Origin of the sequence: Collimonas sp. (genome assembly GCF_044339385.1) — a bacterium.
GTDB lineage: Bacteria > Pseudomonadota > Gammaproteobacteria > Burkholderiales > Burkholderiaceae_D > Collimonas.
This window is the reverse complement of the sequence record NZ_JBIIVN010000147.1, coordinates 1-6,558: the sequence shown is the minus strand read 5'-3', so window position 1 is coordinate 6,558 and position 6,558 is coordinate 1. Positions and strand designations below refer to the sequence as shown.

The 6,558-nt window shown below is 58.0% G+C and carries 6 protein-coding genes; 5 read left to right on the top strand and 1 reads right to left on the bottom strand.

The window, feature by feature from the left end; genetic code table 11:
- Positions 1-489: 489 nt before the first annotated feature.
- On the bottom strand, positions 490-1,830 hold the full coding sequence (locus tag ACIQ0R_RS10380; RefSeq protein WP_395826904.1) for a YihY family inner membrane protein: 1,341 nt from the start codon (positions 1,828-1,830) through the stop codon (positions 490-492).
- An 88-nt stretch (positions 1,831-1,918) separates the two neighbouring features.
- Between ACIQ0R_RS10380 and wrbA the strand changes: the two genes are divergently transcribed.
- From wrbA to ACIQ0R_RS10355, 5 genes are all read left to right on the top strand, one after another.
- On the top strand, positions 1,919-2,563 hold the full coding sequence (wrbA, locus tag ACIQ0R_RS10375; protein WP_395826902.1) for an NAD(P)H:quinone oxidoreductase: 645 nt from the start codon (positions 1,919-1,921) through the stop codon (positions 2,561-2,563).
- Positions 2,560-3,003, top strand: coding sequence for a DUF2069 domain-containing protein (locus ACIQ0R_RS10370; protein WP_395826899.1), 444 nt, complete (start codon positions 2,560-2,562; stop codon positions 3,001-3,003). Before wrbA ends, ACIQ0R_RS10370 begins: the two co-directional genes overlap by 4 nt.
- A 137-nt stretch (positions 3,004-3,140) precedes the next feature.
- On the top strand, positions 3,141-4,553 hold the full coding sequence (locus ACIQ0R_RS10365) for an FAD-binding oxidoreductase (RefSeq protein ID WP_395826897.1): 1,413 nt from the start codon (positions 3,141-3,143) through the stop codon (positions 4,551-4,553).
- Positions 4,554-4,682: 129 nt separating this feature from the next.
- Positions 4,683-6,260: a DUF1800 domain-containing protein gene (locus ACIQ0R_RS10360; RefSeq protein ID WP_395826895.1), complete on the top strand. Its 1,578-nt coding sequence runs from the start codon at positions 4,683-4,685 to the stop codon at positions 6,258-6,260.
- A gap of 16 nt (positions 6,261-6,276) precedes the next feature.
- Positions 6,277-6,468, top strand: a complete 192-nt coding sequence (locus ACIQ0R_RS10355) for a hypothetical protein (RefSeq protein WP_395826893.1) — start codon at positions 6,277-6,279, stop codon at positions 6,466-6,468.
- Positions 6,469-6,558 lie beyond the last annotated feature (90 nt).

The window sequence follows — 6,558 nt, the reverse complement described above, 5'->3', positions numbered from 1 at the left end:
TGCACGGCTAGCTCCTTGAACTCCGCCGTGTACATCTGTTTTGGTATCTTCTTCATTGCTGGTCTTTCCAAAGGATCGTTGATTTTACGTTACCTATGGAAGACTAAATTTCGGGGGAAGCTCAATTGAGGGAATCACGTTGTTGTTGCACTTTGTTGTTGGGCGTTGATACCTCAATTTGATGTCTGAATTTGATGTCTGAATTTCAAGCATCACTTTTGCGATTGACCAAACCCCGTCACAGCTAGCCCTGATATGGGAACAAGGGAAGTTCAATGGAAACAAGTCACTCAGACAGCGTGCCAATACCTGAATCTGCCGGTCAGACCACCGATCAAACAGATCGCCCTGCGCCGACCAGGATACCGAAACGCTTCGAGATGAATTACTCCCGACCGACCTATAAGGGCGTGGTGCAAATCAATTATTTTTGGATGCCGGCAGCGGCCCACCTGGCCTCGGCCAAAATCCGGATATATTAACTCTGGTTCAGGCTGGGGCCAACCCACTGGAACCCTGCCTGAAGTGGGACGCCAGCGTCTGTCCCAAGCCGCGCTCAATCGCTGCTTCCACCTGTAGCGCCAGTTCCGAGTCTGCCGCCTCACCGGCCACTTCCGCGGCCACTTTTCCAGGCGCCAGATTGCAGGCGAACAAACGATAGATGTCAGATAGTTTCAACACATCAGGATTGGCCGGCAAGATCCAGCCGTCGACACTGACCCGCACCTTGCGCCCCCACTGGCTGCGCACAACCATGTCGGTCTGCACACAACCGACCCAGCCGACCTCCAGCATCTGCTGTAACAAGCTCTCGGACTCATCGAAACCCAAGCGCGTCGCCCGCCGAATCTGAGCCGCGTCGACCGCGGCCGAACTGCTGCCGTTACGGGCCTCACATAACACGCGCAACACCGCCATGGCATCGACAAAGGCACTGCCCGGCGTCGGCACATGCCACCAACGCTCGTATTTCACCACTGGCAAGGCCGCCACCAGCAACGCGCCGAACAGCGTAATCATCCACAGCATGTAAATCCACAACAGGAAAATCGGCAAGGCTGCCAGCGCGCCGTAGACCATGGTGTAGGTCGGAAACTTGATGATGTAGGCGGCAAAGATCCGCTTGGCGATCTCGAACGCGATGCCAGCCAGCAAACCGCCCCAGATGGCATCGCGCCAGTTGACGCGCTGGTTCGGCACCGCGACGTACAGCGATGTAAAGGCGCCGGTAGTCAGCGCAACCGATACAAACGTATATATCCAGCCGCCCACCCAGCTTACGACCCAGCCGTTGGCAGCCGCCGACAGCGACGATGTGACAGTGATCGACATCCCGATCAGCAACGGCCCCAGGGTAATGATTGCCCAATAGACAAGTACCCGCTGCATCCAGGGCCGTTGCGTCTTGACGCGCCAGATGCGGTTGAAGACGTGATCGACGGTCGACATGGTCAGCACTGAAGTGACGATCAGCGCCACACCGCCAACCGCCGACAGACGCGCCGATTTGGTCGCGAACTGATTGAGGTAATTGAGGATGGTATCAGCCACGCCCTTCGGCATCAGGTTATGCACGAAATACGCTTCCAGCGAGGTGCGGAAGGTACTGAACAACGGAAAAACGGTAAAGATCGCCAGCGCGATGGTCAGCATCGGCACCAGCGCCAGGATCGTCGTGAAGGTCAAGCTGCCAGCCACTTGCGGCAGCCGTTCTTCGTCCAGACGGCGAGCTGCAAAGCGAAACAGATCGCGCAATTCGGACCAGGACAAGCCACGTGAGCCACGCAGCCCACCTAAGCGACGTAATCCGGAAAATTTTATCAAGGTCATGCTCTACCTAATCTGAACCGCTGCCGCGGCCATTTAAACACGCGTTTTGCAGCGTGAGGCTGGGCTAAAGCGCCCTATAATACCAACTATGAACTCATCCAACATTATCATTCATACACCGATTCTGGTTTTGTACTACTCGCGCCATGGCTCAACCCGCAAGCTGGCCGAGTTAATCGGCCAGGGCATCGATTCTGTGGCAGGCTGCGAAGCAAGGCTGCGCACGGTGCCGGCAGTATCGACCGTGACCGAAGCTAGCGCACCCGAGGTTCCTGTAGAAGGCGCGCCCTATGTCGAGCTGACGGATCTGCTTGAATGCGCTGGCCTGGCACTAGGATCGCCGACCCGCTTCGGCAACATGGCCGCCGCCATGAAATATTTCTGGGACGGCACCAGCACCGACTGGCTGGCCGGCACTCTGGCGGGCAAGCCAGCTTGCGTATTCACCTCCACCGGTAGCCTGCACGGCGGCCAGGAATCGACGCTGATGTCGATGATGACACCGCTCCTGCATCACGGCATGCTGGTGATGGGCCTGCCTTACACCCTGCCCGAGTTGATGACCACGTCCAGCGGCGGCACGCCATATGGTGCCAGCCACTGGTCGGGCATGAACGGTAACCTGGCGATTTCCGCCGAAAGCCGCACCCTGGCCATCGCCCAGGGCCGCCGCCTGGCCGAAACTGCACTAAAATTGAAGACAGCACTCAACCCAGGCCAACGAGGGGCATGATGACCACCAGACTGAAACCGAGCACAGCGACCCACCCGCTACCGCACGCAGCCCGTGAGCCGCGCTTTTTCTACCTTGGCGCGGTCGGCAGCCTGTTAGCGCTGATCGCACTCGGTCTGGCTTGGGAACTGCTGCTGGCGCCGTTGCGCCCGGGCGGCTCCTGGATGGTACTGAAAATCCTGCCGCTGCTGTTGCCGCTGGCCGGCGTCATGAAACGCGATGTCTACACCATGCAATGGGCCTCGATGCTGATCCTGCTTTACCTGGCCGAAGGCATAGTCCGCGCAACCACCGATAGCGGCATCATGTCCAGACGCCTGGGCTGGCTAGAAGTGGCCCTCAGTTGTATCTTTTTTCTGTGCACCATCCTGTATTTGCGGCCTTACAAAAAAACTGCCAAGCAGGCCGCGCTAGATGCAATCAAGAAGGCATCGCAATAGGCAAAACCTCACATGGATGGGGCTTGCGGTTGATTTTGAATGTTCCGTTGCTTTTGAATGTTCCCTTGCTTTTGGGGGCGCAGTCCGCAATACGTTAAACAGGGTCAGAGTTTAACTCTTATACAGAAAATGACGACATGAAAAATCCTGGATTTCTGGATGCCTGCCGCGATGCAATCGGCACTGCCCACGTTATCACCGGGGATACCGACAAAGCCGCCTACCTGACCGACCAGCGGCAACGATATACCGGCCAGGCGCTGGCCATCGTCAAACCCGCTGACACCACCGAAGTCGCCGCCATCGTCAAACTCTGCAACGAATTTCGCATCCCCATCGTGCCGCAAGGCGGCAACACCGGCCTGGTACTCGGCAGTGTGCCAGACCAAAGCGGCCAGGCGATCGTCCTGTCGCTCAAACGCCTGAACCGGATTCGCGCCGTCGATCCACTCAACAATACTATCACGGTTGAAGCCGGGTGCATTCTGCAACATATACAAGAAGCTGCTGCCGCCGCCGAACGCCTGCTGCCGCTATCGCTGGCGGCTGAGGGCAGTTGCACCATCGGCGGCAACTTGTCGACCAATGCCGGCGGCACTGCGGTGCTGCGTTACGGCAACACCCGCGAACTCTGCCTCGGGCTGGAAGTCGTCACCGCGCAAGGGGAAATTCTGCACGGCCTGCGCGGACTGCGTAAAGACAACACTGGCTACGATTTGCGCGATCTGTACATCGGCGCCGAAGGAACCCTCGGCATCATCACCGCCGCCGTTCTCAAGATATTTCCGCAACCGCAAGTGCAATTAACCGCGTTGGCGGCGCTACAAACTCCGGCCGACGCACTGCGGCTGCTGAGTCTGGCGCAACAGCGCTGCGGCGCTACGCTGACCGGTTTCGAACTGATGTCTGACCTGTGCCTGCAACTGGTTGCCAAGCACTTCCCGCAACTGCCTTTCCCGTTCACCGAACGCCATCCGCAATACGTATTGCTGGAACTCTCAGATAGCGAACCTGCGCCCCATGCCAACACGCTGCTGGAAGCCGTGATCGGCGCGGCGCTGGAGCAGGAAATCTGTCAGGATGCGGTGCTAGCCACCTCCACCACGCAATCGCGCGCGCTGTGGCAGCTACGCGAGAGCATCTCCTCAGCGCAAGCCAAGGAGGGCAAGAACATCAAGCACGACATATCGCTACCGATTTCCCGCATTGCTGAATTCATCGCCGTCACCGACGCCTTGCTGCAACAACATTTTCCGGATTGCCGCAACGTCACCTTCGGCCACCTCGGAGATGGCAACCTGCATTACAACGTCTCGCCCCCGCTTGGCGTCAGCGAAGAGACATTCATCGCACGCCAGGCAGAGATCAACCGCCTGGTGCATGACAGTGTTGACAGTATGGACGGCTCCATCTCGGCCGAACATGGATTGGGGGCTCTCAAGCGCGAAGAAATTCTGCGCTATAAATCAGCGGTCGAGATGGCATTGATGAAAACCATCAAACGGGCGCTTGATCCGTTGCATCTGATGAACCCAGGCAAGGTCACCTAAGAAGCAGGCCAACAAGTGAGCCGGCGGTCACCATTAGCGCCTTACAATCTGTTACACCAAGCCTGTATGCGGCGCCCGCAAACAAGGCGTTAATCTTGGGTGTCAGCAGAAAAAAGCATAAGGCAAAACATGATATCGACTATCAAAAATCGTTGCTTTAGCCGTTGCCTTCTGGCGATTGCGCCGCTTCTGTCAGGCGGCGCTACTCTCTGCTCGCTCGATGCCAGGGCTGAGGAAGCAGCGGTGCCATTGAACGATTCGGAAAAAGCCCTGCATGTGCTGAACCGGCTAGCCTATGGCCCGCGCCCCGGCGATGTCGATGCCGTGCGGCGGCTGGGCATAAAACGCTATATCGAGCAGCAATTGAATCCGTACAGTCTGCCCTTGCCGGCAGACCTCAGTAGCAAATTATCAGCGTTGTCGACTTACCAGCTCAGTGCGCCTCAGCTATACCAGCAGTACGGCCCGCCGTCCTACCCGCCCAACAGTGCCAGTGCCGACGAAAAAAATGCTGCGCGTCAGCGCGCCAACCGGGAGCTCACGCCGCAAGTGCATTTTTCGCGGCTGTGGCTGGCGACCGAAAGCCCGCGACAGTTACAAGAAGTGATGACCGAATTCTGGTTCAATCATTTCAATGTATTTGAAGGCAAGGAATGGGTGCGTTATTGGGACGGCGAATATGAAAAGGATGTGCTGCGTCCCAATGCCCTGGGTAATTTCCGCCAGTTGCTGGGCGCCGTCGCCCATCATCCGGCAATGCTTTACTACCTCGACAACTGGCTTAGCAGCGGCGTCAACACGCCGCAAGCCACGGGCCGCTTCAAGGGGCTCAATGAGAACTACGGACGCGAGTTGCTGGAACTGCATACGATGGGCGTCGACAGCGGCTACACCCAAGCCGACGTGATCTCTCTGACACGCATCCTGAGCGGCTGGACCATCAACGAAAAGGGCATGAAAGATGGTCAGCCAGCCTACATTTTTAATAGCCGCCGCCATGATGGCGGCGACAAAGTATTTCTCGGCCATACCATCAAGGGCAGCGGCGAGCCGGAAGGCGAGCAGGCACTCGACATCCTGGCGCGGCATCCTGCCACCGCGCATTTCATCGCCACCAAACTGGTTCAGTATTTTGTCTCCGACAAACCGCAACCGGCACTGACGGAAAAACTCGCACGTCGTTTCCTGAGCAGCGACGGCGACATCAAGGCAGTGCTGCATACTTTATTCGATAGCCCGGAATTCTGGTCGCGCAGTAATTACCAGACGCAATTCAAGACGCCGTATCAATACGTGGTGTCGTCGTTGCGCGCCACCGCCACGCCAGTGCGCAACATCAAGCCGGTAGATGGCGTGCTGAACCAGTTGGGACAGCCGCTGTATGGCTGGTTGACGCCGGAAGGCTATAAATACCCCGAGGAAGCATGGCTCAATCCGGATGCGCTGCTGCGCCGGATTAATTTCGTCAATAGCCTGAGTAATGGCAGGTCAACGATTGCGCGTGCTGAAACATCGGCGCCGGAGTCGGGGGCTGCATCGACAGCAGCCGCTGCGCTAGCAACCGCCGCAGCAGCCGTCGATCCGCAGCAACTGATACAAACCCTGACGCCAGCGCTGGCAGCGCGTAGCCTGAGCGCGATTGCATCGGCACCGCCAAATCTGCAGGCCGGCCTCATCCTCGGCGGGCCGGATTTCATGAAGCAATAGTTGGGGAGGTAATGCCATGAAACGTCGCGATTTTATCCGCCATCTGGGTCTCGGCGCCAGCGGCGCGCTCCTGATCCCGGTCGGCCTCTCCGGCTGCGTGGTGGCACCCGCCGCCAGGCAGCAAGCGCGAGCCAAGACACCGCCGCCCGCTGCCATGATTAGCAGCGCCAGCAGCGCCGACAGCCGGTTGTCTGTTGGCGCTGATTGAATCTTGACCCAGCCTGCTGATCGAAATGTGACCCAGGGCTGGTCGCTGCGTTTTGAGTTAGCAGCTGTGGATAAGTCTATCAAACAGTTG

Excerpts from the sequence above, each read along its gene's own strand:
- ACIQ0R_RS10355 (WP_395826893.1), top strand. The coding sequence starts at position 6,277 with ATGAAACGTCGCGATTTTATCCGCCATCTGGGTCTCGGCGCCAGCGGC.
- wrbA (WP_395826902.1), top strand. The coding sequence starts at position 1,919 with ATGAACTCATCCAACATTATCATTCATACACCGATTCTGGTTTTGTAC.
- ACIQ0R_RS10380 (WP_395826904.1), bottom strand. The coding sequence starts at position 1,830 with ATGACCTTGATAAAATTTTCCGGATTACGTCGCTTAGGTGGGCTGCGT.
- ACIQ0R_RS10370 (WP_395826899.1), top strand. The coding sequence starts at position 2,560 with ATGATGACCACCAGACTGAAACCGAGCACAGCGACCCACCCGCTACCG.
- ACIQ0R_RS10360 (WP_395826895.1), top strand. The coding sequence starts at position 4,683 with ATGATATCGACTATCAAAAATCGTTGCTTTAGCCGTTGCCTTCTGGCG.
- ACIQ0R_RS10365 (WP_395826897.1), top strand. The coding sequence starts at position 3,141 with ATGAAAAATCCTGGATTTCTGGATGCCTGCCGCGATGCAATCGGCACT.